Source organism: Paraburkholderia sp. BL6669N2, assembly GCF_003387275.1.
In the GTDB taxonomy this organism is placed as follows: domain Bacteria; phylum Pseudomonadota; class Gammaproteobacteria; order Burkholderiales; family Burkholderiaceae; genus Paraburkholderia.
Genome location: NZ_QUNA01000002.1, coordinates 1,243,628 through 1,263,993 on the forward strand (window position 1 = coordinate 1,243,628; position 20,366 = coordinate 1,263,993).

Here is a 20,366-nt window from a genome sequence, read left to right on the forward strand (position 1 = left end):
ACGGCTGGGCGAAGCTCGCGCTTCGCCCAGCCGTTCAACCGCTTACCGCTTATCGACCACCGTCGCGTTATAGGTCGTCGCGCCGATCACCACATTGTTCAACGTAATACCGTTCACGTTGTACGCGTAGATCGGCCCAGGCGTGGTCGCGCTCGCGGGTCCGGCCGACACCGCCGCGCCCAGATTGCAGTTCGAGATCGTCACGCCGGTAATCGGCGGGATAGTCGGCGTCGGGGCCGCGCCGTTGTAGTCGAACGCGACGGGCCCTTGCGCGACGATCGCCTGGAAGCACGAGCCAGTCACGCCGTTAAGCGTCACGTTGCTCGCCTTCACGTTCGAAATGTTCACGTTCTGCACGACCGCCGGCCGGATGCGAATGGCGTCGTTGGCCGGCTGATAGTCGCAGTCGAACGTGATCAGGCCGCCCTGTGCCGCCGACGGATTGGCCGCGCTCGCCGTCACGACGCCGAGCGGCACCGTGGCGTTGATCGGGCTGCCGCTGAGCAATGCGCTGCCGTAACCCGCGCCTTTGAGACTGACGCCGTTCGGCAGCGTGACGGTATCGACATAGAAGTTCTTCACGAAGCCGCCGCGATTCATATTCGTCTTGATGCGAATCGCGATGTTCAGCGGATTGGTCGCCCAGTTCTGATTGAGCATCTGCAGATTGCGGGCGTAGATGTTCTGCACGCCGCCGCCCATTTCGCTGCCGAGCGTGATGCCGCCGTGGCCGCTGTTCATGATGCAGTTCTGGATCAAGTGATTCTGCGCGGGGCCGTATTGGGTATCCAGATCCTTGCCCGACTTGATTGCGATGCAGTCGTCGCCGGTGTTGAACGTGACGCTGTCGCACAGCACGTTGTCGCACGCGTCCGGATCGAAGCCGTCGTTATTCGGGCCGATGCTGTTGGTCGTCACGCCGCGAATCACGACGTTCTTGCAATCGGTCGGATGATGCTGCCAGAACGGCGTGTTGTTGGTGCAGTAGTTCTCCATCAACACATTCGTGCAGCCGATGAACTCGACCATGCACGGACGCAGATAGTGGCCGACGCCGAAGACTCGCTGCGCGACAGGCACGCCGGCTTCGGAGAGCGCGGGCAGGTAGTTCTGATCCTCCTGCCACGGCGTCGTGGGACTGGTCAGCTGCGCATACAGCGCATCGGAAATGCCCGGCGCGGCGGTTTTCAGGTCGACGTTCTTCGGATTGAGATACACCTGCGACGGCGTCGACGAATTCACGCAACCGTACGCGCCATTCGATCCCTTGAAGGTCCACCAGCACGTGGCGGTGTTGCCGCTGCCGGCGAACGGCGTCATGGCTTGCCCGTTGAGCACCGAGGTCGCGTCTTCGCCGGTCAGCGCGATGTTGGTCTGGTTGCGCGCGTACACCGGCGAACCGTAGTTCAGGCAATCGTTTGCCTGCCAGCGGCTATAGAACAGATTGCCGTTGGCGCCGCACGCGACCGGGCCGTCCTTCGCGTAGTCGGCCGGGTTCGGGCTGAAATAGATCGTGCAATTCGCGCTGAGGTGGAAGTTCACGTTGCTCAGCAGCACGATCGGTCCGGCGCAGTACCAGGTGCCGGCCGGCACGACCACGCGGCCGCCGCCCGCAGCGTTGCAGGCCTGGATTGCAGCGAGAAACGCGGGGCGCGAGTCGAACGAAGCGGCGGCGTTGGTCTGGTTCGAGCCAGGGCTCGCGGCCGACGCCGAGCCTGTGTACGGATTGGTCGCGGCGACGACGGCGCACGGTGCGGCGCCGTACTGCGTGACGAGGAAGTCGCGTGTGGGAAACATCGACTGGTTGATGCCTTGCAAGGACGCGATGATCTGTGTCGCGGCGCCCGAGGTGCCCCAGATCGGATCCTGCACGGCCGGCGGCGTGGTTGTCCCGCCGTTGACGGAGCCGCCGCAAGCGGACAGGCCGCCAAGCAGCGTCGCCCCCGCTGATGTTCCCGCCAGCACGATAAACGCGCGGCGGGCGGGCGAATTCGGTTCGGCCTGGTCGGGTGTTTTCGATGCTGCCCGCTTGCCGCTGGTTTTATCTATGTTTGCCACGGATGTCTCCTTGCCCTTTGCGGGCGTTGTCAGTAATCGTTGCTACTTTTGGGATGCAGAGGCAGTTCGTCGAAGCCGTTTGTTTACGTAAGGCATCCTTAATATTTGTAAAAAAGCTCTGCCGATAAAAACGGCGCAACTTTTGTCAACTCACGGCAGAGAGGAGGGAATGCACGAATGCGCCGCTGCTTGCCTATCTTTCACGGCAAGCGGGGCGGCGCATCAAACAGCGGCGTGCGGCTTAAGCGGTTTTCTGGCCAATCTCGTGATCGGCGAGGAATTCGAGCGCGCGCACCATTGCCGAGTGGTCCCACGCCTTGCCGCCGTGCGCGACGCAAGCGTTGAACAGCGCCTGGCAGGTGGCGGTATTCGGCAGGGACACGCCGAGCGATTGCGCGGTCGAGAGCGCGAGGTTCAGATCCTTCTGATGCAGTTCGATGCGGAAGCCCGGATCGAAAGTGCGTTTAGTCATGCGTTCGCCGTGCACTTCGAGAATGCGCGACGACGCGAAGCCGCCCATCAGCGCTTCACGCACGCGCGCCGGATCGACGCCGGCCTTGGAGGCGAGCAGCAGCGCCTCGCCCACAGCCTCGATCGTCGCGGCGACGATCACCTGGTTGGCCACCTTGCACACCTGGCCGGCGCCGACGCCGCCGATCAGCGTGACGTTCTTGCCCATCATGTCGAAGAGCGGTTTGACGGCATCGAAGGTCGCGGTTTCGCCGCCCACCATGATGGTCAGCGAGCCGGCCTTGGCGCCGACTTCGCCGCCGGAAACCGGCGCATCCAGATAGTCCGCGCCGCTCTCGCGCACGCGGGCCGCGAACTCACGCGTGGCCATCGGCGAAATCGAGCTCATGTCTACCACGGTTTGCCCCGCGCGCAACACGCTCGCGAGACCCTGCTCGCCGAACAGTACGCGCTCGACGTCGGGTGTATCCGGCACCATGATGAAAATCACGTCGGCCTGCGCGGCCACCGCGGCGGGGCTATCGCATGCGACGGCGCCCGCCTGGACGAGATCGTCGGGCACGCCGCTGCGCGTGAACGCCGCCAGCGCGACGCCGTTCTTGAGAAGGTTGGCGGCCATGGGCTTGCCCATGATGCCGAGTCCGATAAAGCCTGCTTTTTGCATGGAATGCTCCGAAGATGTCATGGCGGCCGCGTTACTGCTGGCCCGCCTGTTTCTGCATGAAGTGTTTCTGAACCGTCTGCGCGGCGCCTTTCAGCAGCCCCATATCCGCGCACACCGCGACGACGCGGCAGCCCATGGAAATATAGCGCTCGGCGTCGGCCTGCACCGGGGCGAGGATGCCGCTCGGCTTGCCCGCGGCCTGCGCGCGTTCGAACACGTGCGCGATCGCCGCCTGCACGTCCGGGTGATTCGCGTTGCCGAGTTGGCCGTAAGCGGCCGCGAGGTCGGATGGGCCGACGAACACGGCGTCCACGCCGTCCACGGCGAGAATCTCGTCGATCGAGTCGACAGCCTTGCGGCTTTCTATCTGCACGATCACGCAGACGTTGTCGTTGGCGACGCTAAAGTAATCGGCCACGGTCGCATAATGGTTGCCGCGATGACTCACCGACACGCCGCGAATGCCCTGCGGCGGATAGCGCGTGGCGGCAACGGCGCGGGCCGCGTCGTCGGCGCTTTCCACGAACGGCACCAGAAAATTCGAGAAGCCGCTGTCGAGGAGTCGCTTGATGAACACGCTGTCGTTGGCGGGCGGCCGCACAACTGGCGCGCTGGCGCTGTCTTTGAGCGCCATCAGTTGAGGAATCAGCGTGAGCACGTCGTTCGGCGCGTGCTCGGCGTCCAGCAGCATCCAGTCGAAACCGACAATGCCGAGCAGTTCGGTGACGATCGGGCTGGCGAGCGACGCCCAGCAGCCGATCAGGGTTTCGCCGCCGCAGACTGCCCGGCGGAAACTATTGGGTAAGGGCTGGTAAGGTGTGACGGCGGGCATGGGCGGGTTTCCTCAAGCGACAATGGATCGGGCAAGCTCCGAAGACGGCTCAACACGGGTTATAGGTCGTCGTATGTCTTGGTTGCAGGGTAGCACCGGCCTCGCCGATTGTAACGGTCACGTTAACCCGAATTCCTCGCCAGGCAAGCGTTTCAGGTTGCGCGCACGCCTCACAATGTTGTAGGATGACCTATATCTTAGGCCTTCACTCAAGGAAAGCAAATGACAATTACCGGCGAAATGCTGATCGGCCGCAAAGCGGTGCGCGGCGAGGAAAAACCATTGCATGCGTTCAATCCTGCCACGGGATCCGATATCGCGGAGCCGGTTTTCGGCAGCGGCTCGGCGGCGCTCGTCGGACAGGCGTGTGAGTTGGCGCAGCAAGCATTCGATCCGTACCGCCAACTGCCGCTCACGGTGCGCGCGGAGTTCCTCGAGCGTGTCGCCGACGGCATCACGGCGCTGGGCGATGCGCTGATCGAACGGGCGCACCAGGAATCGGGTCTGCCGAAGGCGCGTCTCGAAGGCGAACGCGGCCGAACCACTGGCCAGCTCAAGCTGTTTGCGCAAGTCGTGCGCGCCGGCCAGTGGCTCGCCGCCACGCTCGATTCGCCGCTGCCGGAACGCAAGCCGTTGCCGCGCTCGGACCTGCGCATGCAGAAGATTCCGCTCGGCCCGGTCGCGGTGTTCGGCGCCAGCAATTTCCCGCTCGCGTTTTCGGTGGCGGGCGGCGACACGGCGGCCGCGCTCGCGGCCGGCTGCCCGGTGGTGGTGAAGGCGCACCGCGCTCACCTCGGCACCTCGGAGATGGTCGGCCGCGTGATCCAGCGGGTCGCGCAGGAAATGGACTTGCCTGAGGGCGTGTTCTCGATGATCGTCGGCGCGGGCAATTCCGTCGGCGAGGCGCTGGTCGCGCATCCGGCGATCAAGGCGGTCGGCTTCACCGGTTCGCGCGCGGGCGGCACCTCGCTGATGCGCGTCGCGGCGGCGCGTGCCGAGCCGATTCCGGTCTATGCGGAAATGAGCAGCATCAACCCCGTGTTTCTGCTGTCGAATGCGCTGTCGGCGCGCGGCGAGAGCATCGCGCGCGGCTTCGTCGATTCGCTCGTGCTTGGCGCCGGTCAGTTCTGTACCAATCCGGGCCTCGCGATTGCCGTCGACAGCGACGCGCTCAAGACGTTCGTCGCAACGGCGTCCGACGCGCTGAGCGGCAAGCCCGCGCAGACCATGCTGACGTCGGGCATCTGCGCGGCCTATGAGGAAGGCGAGGGCAAGCTGGCCGCGATCAAGGGCGTTGAAGCCGTGGCTCGCGGTGTCGATACGACCGGCCCGACCCAGGCACGCGCGGCGCTGTTCGTGACCGATGCGCAGACGTTCCTCGCCACGCCGGCGCTGGAAGACGAAGTGTTCGGCCCGGCGTCCACTATCGTGCGTTGCAAGGACGAACAGGAAATGCTGGCGGTCGCCGAGTACTTCGACGGCCAGTTGACGGCGACGGTGCAGATGGACAGCGCCGATCTGGCGTCGGCGAAAAAGCTGGTGCCGATTCTCGAACGCAAGGCCGGGCGGATTCTGGTGAACGGTTTCCCGACGGGCGTCGAGGTGTCGCACGCGATGGTGCACGGCGGCCCGTTCCCGGCTACGTCCGATAGCCGCGCGACGTCGGTGGGCACGACGTCGATCGAGCGTTTCCTGCGTCCGGTGTGCTATCAGGATTTCCCGGCCGATCTGTTGCCGGAAGCGCTGGCTGACAACAACCCGCTGGATCTGTGGCGCCGTCGCGATGGCGAGATCACGCGCAGCTAATTGGCGGGTGATTAAGTGAAGTAAAAAATATGGCCGGGATATCCCGGCCATATTTTTATTGCGTCCGCTTTGGCGAACCCGATTCAACGGCAAGGTTAATCAGCTATTCGCCTCAGCAGCTTCATTCGCCCGCCGCAAGCGCTCGCGGCTATTGGACAGATGCATTCGCATCGCCGCGCGCGCGCCTTCTGCATCATGTCGCGAGATCGCTTCGAGAATGCTTTCGTGCTCGAGGTTGACGAGTGACAGATACGCATCCGGCTCCGCGCGCGCAATGCCCGCCGAATCGAGCCGGTTGCGCGGAATCAGCGCGCTGCCCATTTGCGTGAGGATGTCGACGAAATAGCGGTTGCCGGTGGCGCGCGCCACCGAGATATGAAACTGCAGATCGGCGTCCACGCTGTCCAGCCCGTTGTGGCGCGTAGCTTCGATCGCGTCGAGCGCGGTGCGCATGCGGGCGAGGTCGTCCGGCTTGGCGCGCTGGGCCGCGAGACCCGCGCACTCCGTTTCCAGACTGATGCGCAGTTCGAGGATGGACAACACGTCGCGCAAGGTGGTGGCGGGGACCATATCGATGCCCAGCTTTTCGCGCTGCGGCTCGAGCACGAAGCTGCCGATGCCGTGCCGCGTCTCGATGATCTTGCCCGCCTGCAAACGCGAAATCGCCTCGCGAATCACGGTGCGGCTCACGCTCAGCGTGACCATGAGTTGCGATTCGGTCGGCAGTTTGTCGCCGGGCTTCAAGGCGTTGGACGCAATTTGCTCGGTGACGTAGCTGACGACGAACTCGGCAAGATTACGCGCGCGTCGTGGCGGTGCCGCGGATGCCAGTGGTGTAGCCATCGAAAACGCCCCTTGAATCAGATAGTTGCAGACACTTCATGCGTTTCATTATACCGTCGTCTGACGACTGATTATAACCACGCCATGTCATTTTTCGGACCGGCGTCCGATACCGCGCCGGAATCCTTTCCCGTCTGCGTTTTACCCTGCCGCAACGCTCATTTCGCCGTCCGCAGGGAAGTACGATAACCGCTACGCGATCAGCTCGGCCGCAGTTCGACCCGCTTGATGTCTTTCACGATGACGAGATAGCTGAACACCGTGAGCAGGGCGTTGATGCCCACGAACACCAGCGCGCCGTTGAACGAGCCGGTCTTCGCCACGAGATAGCCGATCACGATCGGCGTCACGATACCGGCGACGTTGCCGAACATATTGAAGATCGCGCCCGAGAGACCGAGCGCTTCCCGCGGCGATGTATCGGCGACGACCGCCCAGCCGAGCGCGCCGATGCCTTTACCGAAGAACGCAAGCGACATGAGCGCGACGACGACCCAGTCGGTCGACACATAATTGCAGCCGATGATGCTCACCGACAGCAGCATGCCCCCGACAATCGGCACCTTGCGCGCGACGGTCAGCGAATGACCGCGGCGGATCAGCCCGTCGGAGAGAATGCCGCCGAGCACACCGCCGGAGAATCCGCAGATCGCCGGCAGCGAGGCGACCAGACCCGCTTGCAGAATCGTCATGCCGCGCGCCTGCACGAGGTAGATCGGAAACCAGGTTAGGAAGAAGTAGGTCAGCACGTTGATGCAGTACTGCGCGAGATAGACGCCCAGCAGCATACGGTTGCTGAGCAGTTGGCGAACCAGAGACCAGCCGCCGGTGTGCTCGATCCTGCCGGCCGGGCGGGTTGTCTTCTGGCCGTTGATCACGCCGCCGCCTTGCTCGATGTACTCCAGTTCTGAACGCGAAACCCGCGGATGATCGGCGGGATTCTTCATCACCTTCAGCCACGTGAGCGCGAGCAGAAGTCCCATCACGCCCATGACGACATAGACCATGTGCCAGCCGAACGCGTGCGTGAGCCACGCCATCAGCGGTGTGAACACCACGGCGGCGAAGTATTGCGCCGAATTGAAAATGGCCGACGCCGTGCCGCGTTCGTTGGTCGGGAACCAGCTCGCCACCACTTTCGCATTGGCGGGAAACGCCGGCGATTCGGCCGCGCCCATCGCGAAGCGCAGCGCGAACAGCGCGGTGACGGCGGCTGCCGCGCTGCCCAGCAGACCGATCGAACTTTGCAGCAAAGTGAAGAGCGACCAGAAGAAAATACTCGCCGCGTAAACGCGCCGCGCGCCGAAGCGATCCAGCAACCAGCCGGCCGGCAGTTGCGACAGCACGTAGGCCCAACTGAACGCCGAGAAAATGTAGCCCATGCGGATCGCGTCGAAGCCGAACTCGGCGCGCATGGCCGAGCCGGTCACCGACAGCGTGGCGCGGTCCGCATAGTTGAAGGTTGTGATCAGAAAGATCAGCAACAGGATTGCGTAGCGGACTCGGGTGCGCTTTGCGACGTGGGCGGCACTCGCGGTGCGGCTCATTTCCATGGTCATCTCCTGAATTTCTTATGCACGGGAGCGGCTTCTCCCTGGCAGCGAGACCGCACTATGCAGCCGCAGGCCTGTCGATACGTGCTCATGTGGCGGTACAAAAAGGCCCGGCGACGTTGCCGTCCCGGGCGCTCTTTGCGGTGCCGTTTATGCGGTCATCGTTCGCGCGGCGGCCGGGTGTCGACTGCCGCGGTTACGTCAATCCGGTTACGCCAATCCGATTACTGCGGGCCGAGCGACTTGATGAGCGCGTCCAGCTTGCTCATTTCTTCTTCCGTCAGATCGGTCAGCGGTGCGCGGACCGGGCCGGCGCTGTGGCCGACCAGCTTCGCGCCGGCCTTGACGATGCTGACCGCGTAGCCTGCGCGGCGGTTGCGGATCGCCAGATACGGCAGGAAGAACTCGTCGATCAGCTTGCCGACGGTCGCGTGGTCGTCTGCGGCGATCGCGCGGTAGAAGTCCATCGCGGTCTTCGGAATGAAGTTGAACACCGCCGACGAGTACACCGGCACGCCCAGCGCCTTGTACGCCGCGGCATAGACTTCAGCGGTCGGCAGGCCGCCGAGATACGAGAAGCGCTCGCCGAGACGGCGGCGGATCGACACCATGTTCTCGATCTCGCCCACGCCGTCCTTGAAGCCGATCAGGTTCGGGCAGCGCTCGGCCAGACCTTCGAGCATATCGGCGTTAAGCTTGGAATTCGCGCGGTTGTAGATGATCACGCCCATGTTCGGCACGGACTTGCAAACTTCTTCGGCGTGCGCGGCGATGCCTTCCTGGCAGGCTTCCGTCAGATAATGCGGCATCAACAGAATGCCGTTCGCGCCATGACGCTCGGCTTCCTGTGCGTAGGCGATCGCGACGCGCGTCGGGCCGCCCGCGCCGGCCAGAATCGGCACCTTGCCTTTGCAGACTTCGGTGGCCGTTTTCACGACGTTCGAATAGTCGGTGTGCGTCAGCGAGAAGAACTCACCCGTGCCGCCGGCGACGAACAGCGCCGAAGCGCCGTAAGGCGCGAGCCATTCGAGGCGCTCAGCATAGGTATCGGCGCGGAAATCGCCTTGTTCGTCGAAGTCGGTGACCGGGAAGGACAGGAGGCCTTCGGAAACGATCTGCTTCAGTTCCTGCGGTGTCGTCATGATAAGTGTCCAGAGCGTCGGAAAGGTTCGTGGTAGCTCAATTAAGTAGGAATTGAGATTTCTTATACGTCATCGTACAACAACAAATCGGCTAACTCAACGGTGTTTTCACGGCATAATACCTGCCCTAGGGTAAATACGGAACGTCCGCGCAATCTTTCATGTTATAGGATGACGTATGAATAGTTTGGCGCAGCAGGCGTACGCCGCCATAAGGATCGAGGCAATGGAACAATCTCCGCTCTACATTCGCGTTCACCCCAACGACAACGTCGCGATCGTCGTCAACGACGGCGGCCTGGGTGAGGGCGCCGTCTTCCCCGATGGTCTGGCGCTGCGCGAGCGTGTGCCGCAGGGCCACAAGGTCGCGCTGGCCGACCTGGCCGAGGGCGACGAGGTCATCCGCTATAACGTGGTGATCGGCTATGCGCTGAAGGCGCTGCCGAAAGGCAGCTGGATCAACGAACACGTGATTCGCATGCCGAGCCCGCCCGGACTGGAAGACCTGCCGATAGCCACGATCAAGGCGCCGGAGATGCCGCCGCTCGAGGGCTACACGTTCGAGGGCTATCGCAACGCGGACGGCTCGGTCGGTTCGCGCAACATTCTCGCCATCACGACTACGGTGCAATGCGTGGCCGACGTGGTTCAACACGCGGTGGCGCGCATCAAGGCCGAGCTGCTGCCGAACTATCCGAATGTCGACGACGTGGTGAGCCTCGGCCACACCTACGGCTGCGGCGTCGCGATCGACGCGCCCGACGCGATGGTGCCGATTCGCACCGTGCGCAACATCAGCCTGAATCCGAATTTCGGCGGCGAGGTGATGATGGTCAGCCTTGGTTGCGAGAAGCTGCAGCCCGAGCGCCTGATGCCGCCCGGCACGATTCCGATCGCCGCGGCCGCGAACGTGGCCGAGGTCGCGGACATCGGCGATATCGAGGCGGATCTGAATGGCGACGTCGTCGTGCTGCAGGATGAATCGCACGTCGGCTTCCAGTCGATGATCGAGTCGATCATGCGAATGGCCGACGGTCATCTGAAGCGTTTGAACAATCGCCGCCGCGAGACGTGTCCCGCGTCTGATCTCGTGATCGGCGTGCAGTGCGGCGGCAGCGATGCGTTCTCCGGTCTCACCGCGAATCCCGCGGTGGGTTACGCGACCGATTTGCTCGTGCGAGCCGGCGCCACGGTCATGTTCTCCGAAGTCACCGAAGTGCGCGACGGCGTCGATCAACTGACGGCGCGCGCGGCCAACCCGGAGGTCGCCGCGGCGATCATCCGCGAAATGCAGTGGTACGACGATTATCTGAAGCGCGGCGGCGCGGACCGCAGCGCCAACACCACGCCGGGCAACAAGAAAGGCGGCTTGTCGAACATCGTCGAAAAGGCGATGGGGTCGATCATCAAGTCGGGCAACTCGGCGATTTCCGGCGTGTTGTCGCCGGGCGAGAAGGTCAAACAGAAAGGCCTGATTTACGCGGCTACGCCGGCTAGCGACTTTATCTGCGGTACGCTGCAGGTCGCGGCGGGCATCAACCTGCACGTGTTCACCACCGGCCGCGGCACGCCGTACAGCCTCGCCGAAGTGCCCGTTATCAAGGTCGCGACGCGCTCGGATCTGGCGCGCCGCTGGCATGACCTGATGGACATCAACGCCGGTACGATCGCGACCGGCGCGGCGACGATCGAAGAGGTGGGCTGGGAACTGTTCCGCCTGATGCTCGACGTCGCCAGCGGTCGCAAGGAGACCTGCGCTGAAAAGCTCAAGCTCCACAATGCGTTGACGCTGTTCAATCCGGCGCCGGTGACCTGATTGATCCGGCTGCCTTGCTCGATCCGATCACACTTACACCAATAGAAACATGACTGACTCGAACCTTGACCGCGGCGCGGCACAGAAACCCTTCCGTCGTCTGCTGCTCACTGGCGCGGCGGGCAACCTCGGCAAGCAATTGCGCGGCGCGCTCGCCGCGTGGGCCGATATCGTGCGCGTCACGGATATCGCGCCGCTCGGCGACGTGGCGGCCCATGAAGAAGCCTCGATCGTCGATATCGCCGACGAAGCCGCGGTTCACGCGCTGCTCGAAGGCGTGGACGCGGTGGTTCACCTCGGCGGCATTTCCGTCGAAGCGCCGTTCGAAGATCTGCTCGAAGCGAATATCCGTGGCCTGTACAACCTCTATTCGGCGGCGCAGAAGCAGGGCGTGAAGCGCATCGTGTATGCAAGCTCGAATCACGCGGTGGGTTTTCATCCGGTGACGGAAGTGGTGGATATCGACGCGCCGCTGCGTCCCGATAGCCTGTACGGCGTGACGAAGTGCTTCGGCGAATCGCTGTCGCGTTACTATTTCGATCGCTTCGGTCTGGAAACGGTGTGTCTGCGGATCGGTTCATCGTTCGAGCAGCCGAAGAATCCGCGCATGCTCGTGACCTATCTGAGCTTTCGCGACCTCATCGAACTGGTGCGCTGCTCGCTGTTCACCAACCGCGTGGGTCACGCGATCGTCTACGGTGTGTCGGATAACCGGACCAAGTGGGTGGACAACACCAAGGCCGCGTTCCTCGGTTTTCGTCCGCAGGACAGTTCGGTGGAATTCGAGCATCTATTTCCGGTCACGGCGCCCACTGCCGATCTCGACGACCCGACGCAGCGTTTCCAGGGCGGCCCGTTCGTGCTCGCCGGTCCGATGGAGCCGAAGCGGTGAGCGCCGCGGCGAACCCGCGCGTGGAGCGGGTCGAGGCGGGGGGGCAGGCGCCGGCTTCGGTCGGCGAGAGTCCGGTGTGGCGTGCTAACGAGCAAGCGCTGTACTGGGTGGATATTCCGGCGCGGAAGATCGCGCGCTTGCGGATCGATTCGGGCGAGCGCTCTGAATGGCTGCTGCCGGAGAAAGTCGCGTGCATCGCGTTCGATTATCGGGGTACGGTGCTGGCCGGCTGCGAGACCGGGCTGTTCGCGGTCAAGCTGACTGAGTCCTCGGCCAGCGGCGAACCCGTGCAGGTGACAGGACGCAAGCTCGCCGCGCCGGCCTTCGCTTGCGACGACATGCGTTTCAACGACGGCCGTTGCGACCGGCAAGGACGCTTCTGGGCCGGCACGATGGTGCAGGATATGGCGGCGGCCAAGCCGGCCGGTGCGCTGTATCGATTCGATGAACGTGGCGTGCTGTCCGCGCCGGTCGTCGAAGGGCTCATCACGCAGAACGGCCTCGCGTGGTCGCCGGATGGCACGACGATGTATCTGTCGGACTCGCACCCGTTGCGCAGGCAAATATGGGCATTCGATTACGACATCGAAACTGGCGAGCCGCGCAACCGCCGCGTGTTTGCCGACCTGAATCACCATGCGGGCCGTCCCGATGGCGCCGCGGTGGACGCCGACGGCTGCTACTGGATCTGTGCGAACGACGCGGGCCTGCTGCTGCGCTTCACACCCGCAGGCAAGCTGGACCAGCAGATTGCGGTGCCGGCCATCAAGCCGTCCATGTGCGCATTCGGTGGGCGCGATCTGGATACGCTGTTCGTCACGTCGATTCGTCCCGCTGCGAACGCGAGCGAGCACGACGGCCATCTGTTCGCCGTGCGTCCTGGCGTAACCGGGCTGCCAGAGCCGGAGTTTGCCGGCGAACTGTAAGCGGAGCGTGTGAGAAAAGGGCGCCGGACATGTTGCGCATGTCCGGCGCCCTTTGTTTATGTGCTCAACATTCATAGGTCGTCGTACAACATTGTGGTGTAAAGGCTACGCTGTTGTCACATTTTTGCGATAAAAACAGCGCGTCCAAGGCATCCCGGTTTTACCCCTCCAGCGCCGTGTCCACCGGCGCATGGACTCGCCGCGTGGTCGATCGGTCATGCGTGCCGGACGCCTTCCTGGTGCGGGTAAATACCGTCTGTACAACTCAAACCTCGTTTTATAGACTTCATATGTCGTCGTACAACATATAAGCCCAAACAAATTCCTTTCTTTGAATTTCGAATTTTCGGTGTGAAGGAGGCGGCGTCGACGTGCGCGACTACTCGCACACGAGACGCAAGCCGATGCAGTTGAAGCAAAAGTAAAAGAGTCGAGTTGGCTGACAGGAGTGCTGAGCATCTGCGCCGGGGACGTTGCACAGACCAGCATGGCAACGCGTGAGTGACCGCATACCGTGGCGAGCGCCGAGCCGGGAGACGCAGCAAACCATGTCGCATCCGCGGGTAGCACCCGCAAGCGGGCCTTCCGCAATCGATTGGATGGTCAATTTTTCAAGGAATTTCACGATGAACAAGAAGTTTGCCTCTTCCCGTGTTTCGCTGATCGTCGCAGCTTCGGTGCTGGCCTTCAGCACGGTGTCGGCACAAGCGCGTGTGTTCCGCGTGTCCGATGTGCACGGCGACACGTACCCGACCAACATGGCCGTGAAATACATGGGGGAACAGATCAACAAGGCAACCGGCGGCAAGGATTCCGTGAAGGTCTTCGGCAATAGCGCGCTGGGCTCCGAAAACGACACGATCGATCAGGTGCGTATCGGCGCGCTGGACATGGCGCGCGCCAACGGTGCCGCGTTCAACGAGATCGTGCCCGAATCGATGATCCCGTCGCTGCCGTTCCTGTTCCGCGATATCGACCATTTCCGCAAAGTGATGTACGGCCCGGAAGGCCAGAAGATTCTCGACGCCTTCAAGGCGAAGGGCATGATCGCGCTGACGTTCTACGAGAGCGGCGCGCGCTCCATCTACACGAAGAAGCCGATTCACACGCCGGCTGACATGAAGGGCCTCAAGGTCCGCGTGCAGCCGTCCGATCTGATGGTCGACGAAATCCGCGCAATGGGCGGCACGCCCACGCCGATGCCGTTCGCCGAAGTCTATACGGGCCTGAAGACGGGTCTGGTGGATGCCGCTGAAAACAACCTGCCGTCGTACGAGGAAACCAAGCACTTCGAAGTGGCGCCGGTCTACTCCGAAACCCAGCATTCGATGACGCCGGAAGTGCTGGTGTTCTCGAAGAAAGTGTGGGACACGCTGACGCCGCAAGAGCAGGACATCATCAAGAAGGCCGCGGCGGACTCGGTGCCGTACTACCAGAAGCTGTGGACCGCGCGCGAAGCCGACGCGAGCAAGACGGTCACGAAGGGCGGCGCGACCATCGTCGCTTCGACGCAGATCGATCGTGCCGCGTTCGTCAAGGTGATGCAGCCTGTGTGGGCAAAGTACGAAAAGACCCCGCAAATGAAGCAGCTCGTCGACGAGATCCAGGCAGTCAAATAAGGTTCGCCTGAACGGAAGCTATCCAGCGGTGAAGTCGTGAAGGGCCTTCGAGAAGATTTCGCAGGCCTTGCCGCTGTGCGCTTTCTGAACTGAAAAATCGAGCAGATTGCTGAATATTAAAGAAAAAGACAGGTCGGTCGAATGCAAGGACGGGTCCAATGAGATTCATGAAGCGCCCAAATGATTTTCTATTCCGTGCGCTGGTTATCGTGGCGTCGCTGAGTCTCGCCGTGCTGAGCCTGCTGGTGATCTACAGCGTCGTGATGCGCTACGTCTTCAGCGATGCACCGGATTTCGTCGAGCCCATCGCGCTTTTGCTGGTGATCGTGATCGCCATGTTCGGCGCCGCGCTCAAGGTGCGCGAAGGCGGCCATATCGGTCTCGATTCGCTCGTGAAGAAATTGCCGCCGAAAGGGCAGCTCATCGCCACGTCGTTTCAACATATTTGCCTGATTGTGTTTGCGGTGATGGTTTTCTTCGGCTGTCTGCAGATGGTCGAGGCCACCGCTGAAGACCGGATTCCCATTATCGGTTTGCCTGAATCGTTGCGTTACTGCATTCCGGTTATTGCCAGCGTCTGCATTGCAATGTTCTCGATTGAGAACCTGCTCGCGCTTTTCGCACCGAAACAAAAATAGAGCAATCATGGAACTTGCCATCCTCTCCGTCAGTTTTCTTGTTTTCCTCCTCCTCGGCGTTCCTGTTTCTTTCGGGCTCGGGCTCGCGTGTGTCCTGACTTATCTATACGAAGGCTTGCCGGCGGCCACCGCCATGCAGTCGATGATCTCGGGCATCAACGGCTTCTCGTTTCTCGCGGTGCCGTTCTTCATTCTGTCCGGTGAGCTGATGCTGCACGGTGGAATCGCGGACCGCATCCTGCGTTTCGCGCAAGCCACGGTCGGGCATTTCCGCGGCGGCCTCGGCATGGCCAACGTGGTGGCATGCACGCTGTTCGGCGGCGTCTCCGGCTCGCCCTCGGCGGATACGTCGGCCATGGGCGGCGTGGTGATTCCGTTGATGAAGCGTGAAGGCTATAGCGCGGCCTACGCGGTCAACGTGACGACTCACTCGTCGCTGGCGGGCGCGCTGATGCCGACGTCGACCAACATGATCATCTATGCATTCGCGGCCCAGGGCATCACCGGCACGTTGAATGGACACCCCATGAGCGGCGTGTCGATCGGCGATCTGTTGTTTTCCGGTCTGCTGCCGGTGTTGTGGGTGATGGGTTTCGTGCTGATCGCCGCATACTGGCAAGCAGTCAAATACGGTTATCCGCGTCGTGCCGACGGTTCGACGGAGTTGCAGAAATTCCCCGGCTGGTACGCCGTGGCCCGCACGTTCCTCGGCGCGTTGCCCGGCTTGATGGTGATCGCGATCATTCTGGTTTGCGTGGCGAAGGGCATTGCTACAGCGACGGAAGCCGCCGCTATCGCCGTGTTTTATTCGCTGGTGCTGACAATCGTCGTGTATCGCTCCATGACGATGAAGAAGCTGTTCCGCGCGCTCTCCAAGGCGGCCAAGACCACCGGCGTGGTGCTGCTGCTGATCGGCGTGTCGAACATGCTGCGTTATCAGATGGCTTATCTGGAGATTCCGGATGCGATCGAACACATGCTCGACGGCGCGACCAGCCTGCCGTGGTTGATGCTGCTGTACATCAACCTGATCCAGATTTTCCTCGGCACGTTCGTCGACATGGCGGCGCACATCCTGATCACCACGCCGCTGTTCCTGCCGATGGCGATGCACGCCGGCGTCGGCCCCGTGCAGTTCGGGATCATGATCCTGCTGAATTGCGCATTGGGCCTGGTGCATCCGCCGATCGGCTCGGTGCAATTTATCGGGTGCGCGATTGGCAATGTGTCGATTGGTGAAACTACCAAGGTGGCGTGGCCTTATTACCTGGCTATCTTCAGCGCGATCAACATCGTGACTTACGTACCGATGTTCTCGACATGGTTGCCCAGCCTGATCAACGGTCACCCGGTATTTTGAAATCCCTTAGTTAACACCGGGGCATTCGAACAATATCCACACTCGGCGGCACTTGAAGCGTGCCGCAACGAAAGAATAATTTTTTAAAGAGGAGCAGAAATGAAAAAGGCATTGGCAACTTCGGCGCTTGGCTTGGTCGCCCTCGGCGCGCACGCTCAGAGCAGCGTGACGCTGTACGGGATCGTCGATACGGGTATCGGCTATCAGAGCAGCCAGACGACGCTCGGTTCGACCAGCGGCGGCCGTTCGAACGTGAAGATGGTCAACGGCATCTGGGCCGGCAGCCGTTTCGGCCTGAAGGGCGCCGAGGACCTGGGCGGCGGCACGAAGGCGATCTTCCAGTTGGAAGAGGGCTTTAACAGCGCCACCGGCGCGCAGTCGGTCTCCGGCCTCGGGTTCAATCGCCAGGCTTATGTCGGCGTGTCGAATGCCAGCTACGGTACCTTCACGGCCGGCCGCCAATATACGTCGTACTATACGATGCTCTCGCCGTACAGCCCGACCACATGGCTGACGGGCGCATACGGCGCGCACCCGGGCGATATCGACTCGCTGGATACGCTGTACCGTGTGAACAACTCGCTGGTGTACACGTCGCCGAGCCTGTATGGCCTGACGGCGAGCGGCTCGTATGCGCTGGGCGGCGTGCCGGGCAGCTTCAACGCCGGTTCGACGTGGAGCGCGGCGTTGCAGTACCTGAACGGTCCGTTCGGCATCGCGGCGGGCTTCCAGCGCATCAACAACTCGACGCCGGGTGGCGGCGCATGGGGCCCTGACTCCACGACGTCGAACAACGGCGCCCAGGCGGGTGTGTCGGCTATCAACAACGGCTATCAGCGCGCCCAGGCACAGCAGCGCGTGGCGGTAACGGGCGGCTATGCCTTTTCCCCGCAGTGGGACGTGTCGTTCTCGTACTCGAACGTGCAATACATTCCGGGTATCAATTCACCGTTCCACACCACGGCGATCTTCAACACGGGCGGCGCCGTGCTGCACTTCAAGCCTTTGACGGCACTCGACCTGGCTGCGGGCTACAGCTATACGCGTGCTACCAAAGCGAACGGCATCACGAGCTCGGCCAGCTACCAGCAGTTCAACCTCTCGCAGTACTACAGCCTCTCCAAGCGCACCGGCCTGTATGCGCTCGAGGCGTATCAACGCGCAGGCGGTCAGACCCTGGGCACGAACGGCGTGAGCATCATCAACGCGACGGCCAGTGTCGGCGACGGCCAGAACAGCGCGCCGTCCTCGTCACGCAGCCAGTTTGCTGCCGGCGTGGGCATCATCCACAAGTTCTGATGGTGTAAGTTCGTGGCGGTGTGTTGTAACACCGCCACGGCGACGCGTTTAAATTACGCTTCGCCGAGCATCACAAGCTGCGCGCGCAAGGCGCGCAGCATCTCTGGCACCCGGTCTTCGAGCATTGCGCGAGCCGGCCCGATCAGCGCGGTCAGCCAGGAAAACGTTAGCACCGGCAAATCGGCCATCTTCGCGTCCGCAGCCGTTTTCAGCATCGCCACGGTGGCAGCGCGCATGCTTCGCGACGCCGCGCGCGCCATTTCCGTTGTATTCAGTTCGGCCGCGATCGCCTACGAAAGGCCGCTTCGAGCAGCGGCCGTAGGCTGGCAAGCCGCGCGTTTCACACGCTCACGCGTCGGACCACAAACGCCCAGCCGTTGCCCAGTTTTCGCGTTTCACGTCGGTCAGAATGATATCCACCGAGTTCGGTTCGACGCCTAGCGATTCGCACGTCGCCTTGGTGATGGCTTCGACGAACTGGCGTTTCTGTTCCACCGAGCGGCCTTCGAAGAGTTCGATATGAAACGTGGGCATGGGGTTACTCCGTTAAGCATGAGAGTGGGGTTGGAATGAGCGCAGCGCAATTTCAATCGCGATAGCTGGTATCGAGGCGGTCGAGTTTGCGCAGCAAGGCGGGCCATTCGAGCAAACCCTCAATGGCGCCGCCATCGTACAGTTGTTCCGCCGTGCGTGCGGCGACCGCATCGCCCGGCACCACGAGTTGCGCGCCGCACGCCTGGGCCTGTAACTGGATCTCGCATGCCTTGAGCAGCGTTGCCATCAGCACATAGGCTTCGGCGACCGTGCGGCCGGTGGTCAGCGTGCCGTGATTGCGCAACAGCATGGCGGGCTTGTCGGCGAGATGCGCGACGAGGCGCTCGCCTTCCGCCGGCGAAAACGCGAGGCCTTCGTAATCGTGGTACGCGAGTTGGCCGTAAAAGCGCAGAGCGTGTTGCGAGGCGGGCAGCAGGCCGGCCGGTTGCGCCGAGACCGCCACGCCCGCCGTATTGTGCAGATGCATCACGCAGAAGGCATCGGCGCGTGCCGCGTGGACCGCCGCGTGCAGCGCGAAGCCGGTCGCATTCACCGCATGTTCGCTCGCGCCGACAACGTTACCTGCAATATCGATCTTCACGAGATTCGAGGCGCGCACTTCATCGAAGGCGAGGCCGAACGGGTTGATCAGAAAGTGGCCGGGCTCGCCCGGAACACTTGCCGAGATATGCGTGTAGATCAGATCGTCCCAACCGTTGAGCGCCACGAGCCGGTAGGCCGCGGCCAGGTCGACGCGGGTCTGGCGCTCCGCGTCGGACAATGGTCCCGTCTCCGCGACGTGGCCGGCAGGGGTGTGGGTGAATGACATGTCTGTCTCCTGAATCCGGAAATTGCTCGATCGCCGCAACGCGTGCGTGCGCGTGGCGCTTGGCGAGACTTCGTGACCTGACTAGCTCGCGCGCCTGGCCGGAATCCGCGTCGTCGCGCGGCGTGTGGTGTCCACAGGTTGCACGGCTTCGACGGTGGCCACGCCATGCCCGAGGCGCCGTGTGAGCCACTGCACGCTCCACGTCGCGAGGACGAAGGGCGCGGTCATGACCGGCCAGCCGAAGTATGCCGCCGCCGCTTGCAGCACGCTCGACAAGGCCACGCCGCCGAGCATCGTGACGAGGTGGCAGTCGGCTAGCGCGAGCGCGGTCAGCACGCCGTTGAATCCTAACAGGCCGGCGTCGAACGACGCTATCGTTGCGCCGGACAGCAGGTGCGCGGCGCTGGCGAGCGCCGCGCCGATCAGCGCCCGCAGCGCATGCCTGCGCGACGCCGCCGCAATCCCGAGCAACACGAGCAAACCGGGCAACGCGTCGGACGCAAAACCGGTTTGGGCGAAACCGGCGAGCAAGCCGCCGCCCCATTGGGTCACGTTCGTCGCGCTCGTCACGTGCGCCGGGCTTGCGGTGACCGGCGGCGCGTTGACGGTGATCATCGGCAGCCAAAGCCACGTGACGATCAGGCACGGGCTCGAAAAAAAGCCCAGTCCGCGCTCACGCAGCCAGCGCGACCACGGCGCTAACAGCCACGCCGTGCAGGTGGCGGCGAGAATCGCCACCGCGCCCGCTGTCGCATTGTCGGCGATGAAGTTGAAGGCGGCCAGCCCCGCCAGCGCGCCGTTGAAACCGTGCAGCCCGGCGCGCGTATCGTCCTCGCGGTAGCCGGCCAATACCGCGCTCACGTTGGCCGCGACTGCGCCCATCAGTGCCGCGCAGGCGAGGCGCGGGTCGTAGAGCAGCCATGCGGCGAGCAGGCACGCGCCAGTGAAGGCGTTCGGTTGCAGCACGATCTGGCCGAGGCTGCGCAACAACGTGCGCAAGGCGGCGGATCGAGCTTCGGTCGCGACGGAGGGCATGATGGGAAGGCAGTGTGTTTTCAATGTTGCGCAATCCCGCCGTCCGGGC

At 62.9% G+C, this 20,366-nt stretch carries 18 protein-coding genes; 8 read left to right on the top strand and 10 right to left on the bottom strand.

Annotated elements, in window-relative coordinates; all coding sequences use genetic code 11:
* Nucleotides 1-42 precede the first annotated feature (42 nt).
* The 3 genes from B0G80_RS28140 to garL form a co-directional block, all read right to left on the bottom strand.
* Complete coding sequence (locus tag B0G80_RS28140; protein WP_408969439.1) at nucleotides 43-2,049, bottom strand: glycoside hydrolase family 28 protein; 2,007 nt, start codon at nucleotides 2,047-2,049, stop codon at nucleotides 43-45.
* Between the two features lie 250 nt (nucleotides 2,050-2,299).
* On the bottom strand, nucleotides 2,300-3,193 hold the full coding sequence (locus B0G80_RS28145) for a 2-hydroxy-3-oxopropionate reductase (RefSeq protein WP_243856434.1): 894 nt from the start codon (nucleotides 3,191-3,193) through the stop codon (nucleotides 2,300-2,302).
* A 31-nt stretch (nucleotides 3,194-3,224) separates the two neighbouring features.
* Nucleotides 3,225-4,025 carry a 2-dehydro-3-deoxyglucarate aldolase gene (garL, locus tag B0G80_RS28150; protein WP_116121297.1) on the bottom strand — a complete coding sequence of 267 codons (801 nt, stop codon included), beginning with the start codon at nucleotides 4,023-4,025 and terminating at the stop codon, nucleotides 3,225-3,227.
* A gap of 222 nt (nucleotides 4,026-4,247) precedes the next feature.
* Between garL and B0G80_RS28155 the strand changes: the two genes are divergently transcribed.
* A complete protein-coding gene (locus B0G80_RS28155) occupies nucleotides 4,248-5,831 on the top strand; it encodes an aldehyde dehydrogenase (NADP(+)) (protein ID WP_116121298.1) in 1,584 nt (527 codons plus the stop codon).
* A 99-nt stretch (nucleotides 5,832-5,930) separates the two neighbouring features.
* Here the strand turns inward: B0G80_RS28155 and B0G80_RS28160 are convergent, their stop codons facing one another.
* From B0G80_RS28160 to kdgD, 3 genes are all read right to left on the bottom strand, one after another.
* Nucleotides 5,931-6,674, bottom strand: coding sequence for a FadR/GntR family transcriptional regulator (locus tag B0G80_RS28160; protein ID WP_106280579.1), 744 nt, complete (start codon nucleotides 6,672-6,674; stop codon nucleotides 5,931-5,933).
* A 200-nt stretch (nucleotides 6,675-6,874) separates the two neighbouring features.
* Nucleotides 6,875-8,227, bottom strand: coding sequence for an MFS transporter (locus tag B0G80_RS28165; RefSeq protein ID WP_116121299.1), 1,353 nt, complete (start codon nucleotides 8,225-8,227; stop codon nucleotides 6,875-6,877).
* A gap of 224 nt (nucleotides 8,228-8,451) precedes the next feature.
* Entirely contained in the window at nucleotides 8,452-9,369 is a 918-nt protein-coding gene (kdgD, locus tag B0G80_RS28170; RefSeq protein WP_116121300.1) for a 5-dehydro-4-deoxyglucarate dehydratase, read from the bottom strand.
* A gap of 226 nt (nucleotides 9,370-9,595) precedes the next feature.
* On the opposite strand from kdgD, the gene garD reads away from it, so the two are divergent.
* The 7 genes from garD to B0G80_RS28205 all read left to right on the top strand — a co-directional run bounded on the left by garD (nucleotide 9,596) and on the right by B0G80_RS28205 (nucleotide 17,919).
* A complete protein-coding gene (gene garD / locus B0G80_RS28175) occupies nucleotides 9,596-11,185 on the top strand; it encodes a galactarate dehydratase (RefSeq protein WP_106280585.1) in 1,590 nt (529 codons plus the stop codon).
* A gap of 49 nt (nucleotides 11,186-11,234) precedes the next feature.
* A complete protein-coding gene (locus tag B0G80_RS28180; RefSeq protein ID WP_116121301.1) occupies nucleotides 11,235-12,077 on the top strand; it encodes an NAD(P)-dependent oxidoreductase in 843 nt (280 codons plus the stop codon).
* Entirely contained in the window at nucleotides 12,074-13,003 is a 930-nt protein-coding gene (locus B0G80_RS28185; protein ID WP_116121302.1) for an SMP-30/gluconolactonase/LRE family protein, read from the top strand. Before B0G80_RS28180 ends, B0G80_RS28185 begins: the two co-directional genes overlap by 4 nt.
* Nucleotides 13,004-13,629: 626 nt before the next feature.
* Nucleotides 13,630-14,622 carry a TRAP transporter substrate-binding protein gene (locus B0G80_RS28190; protein ID WP_106280590.1) on the top strand — a complete coding sequence of 331 codons (993 nt, stop codon included), beginning with the start codon at nucleotides 13,630-13,632 and terminating at the stop codon, nucleotides 14,620-14,622.
* Nucleotides 14,623-14,780: 158 nt separating this feature from the next.
* Entirely contained in the window at nucleotides 14,781-15,260 is a 480-nt protein-coding gene (locus tag B0G80_RS28195; RefSeq protein ID WP_106280592.1) for a TRAP transporter small permease, read from the top strand.
* Between the two features lie 7 nt (nucleotides 15,261-15,267).
* The gene (locus B0G80_RS28200; RefSeq protein ID WP_116121303.1) at nucleotides 15,268-16,620 is read left to right on the top strand and encodes a TRAP transporter large permease; all 1,353 of its coding nucleotides are present in this window, start codon (nucleotides 15,268-15,270) and stop codon (nucleotides 16,618-16,620) included.
* 99 nt (nucleotides 16,621-16,719) lie between these two features.
* A complete protein-coding gene (locus tag B0G80_RS28205) occupies nucleotides 16,720-17,919 on the top strand; it encodes a porin (protein WP_106280594.1) in 1,200 nt (399 codons plus the stop codon).
* Between the two features lie 53 nt (nucleotides 17,920-17,972).
* Here B0G80_RS28205 and B0G80_RS28210 read toward each other — a convergent pair whose 3' ends face one another.
* The 4 genes from B0G80_RS28210 to B0G80_RS28225 all read right to left on the bottom strand — a co-directional run bounded on the left by B0G80_RS28210 (nucleotide 17,973) and on the right by B0G80_RS28225 (nucleotide 20,317).
* Complete coding sequence (locus tag B0G80_RS28210) at nucleotides 17,973-18,155, bottom strand: hypothetical protein (protein WP_147309927.1); 183 nt, start codon at nucleotides 18,153-18,155, stop codon at nucleotides 17,973-17,975.
* 112 nt (nucleotides 18,156-18,267) lie between these two features.
* Nucleotides 18,268-18,453 (bottom strand): 4-oxalocrotonate tautomerase, encoded by a 186-nt coding sequence (locus B0G80_RS28215; RefSeq protein WP_106280598.1) that lies wholly within the window; start codon nucleotides 18,451-18,453, stop codon nucleotides 18,268-18,270.
* 52 nt (nucleotides 18,454-18,505) lie between these two features.
* Nucleotides 18,506-19,282, bottom strand: a complete 777-nt coding sequence (locus B0G80_RS28220; RefSeq protein ID WP_116121305.1) for a class II aldolase/adducin family protein — start codon at nucleotides 19,280-19,282, stop codon at nucleotides 18,506-18,508.
* A gap of 81 nt (nucleotides 19,283-19,363) precedes the next feature.
* Nucleotides 19,364-20,317 (bottom strand): urea transporter, encoded by a 954-nt coding sequence (locus B0G80_RS28225; RefSeq protein WP_116121306.1) that lies wholly within the window; start codon nucleotides 20,315-20,317, stop codon nucleotides 19,364-19,366.
* Nucleotides 20,318-20,366: the final 49 nt, after the last annotated feature.